This is a genomic window from Pseudoalteromonas phenolica (assembly GCF_005886345.1).
GTDB classification, from domain to species: Bacteria; Pseudomonadota; Gammaproteobacteria; order Enterobacterales; family Alteromonadaceae; genus Pseudoalteromonas; species Pseudoalteromonas phenolica_A.
On the sequence record NZ_PNEC01000139.1, the window covers coordinates 1 to 312 of the forward strand.

General features: G+C 46.5%; 1 pseudogene. It reads left to right on the forward strand.

The annotated features are described in order from the left end of the window. Positions 1-226 (forward strand): annotated as a pseudogene (locus CWB72_RS20800) (SAM-dependent methyltransferase); the annotation flags it as partial. Positions 227-312 lie beyond the last annotated feature (86 nt).

Sequence of the window (312 nt, forward strand, 5' to 3'; positions counted from 1 at the left end):
CTTTATTTATGCGTCTTTAGCGCGAGGCTCGAGGCTTTCTCGTTTTGCGCCATGGCGCCGCTTTTGTCGTCATTACTTAAAGCCGATGGGAAGCGTGTATATGTTGGTGGCAAGAAAGCGGGTGATGCCGCTCACTCCAATCAAACCCAAGTGGCATGTAAAGCCTAAGTGGACACCCGCTGTGAAAGGGGCTGGACTCAGGCAAACCTGCCAAGATAAAGAATAACGAGTATTATTACTTAAGATAAATCTTAAGGGAGCTGTTATTTGTTATTGAATGATCCCTTAGTTAGACGCTGGCTTCGTAGCCTT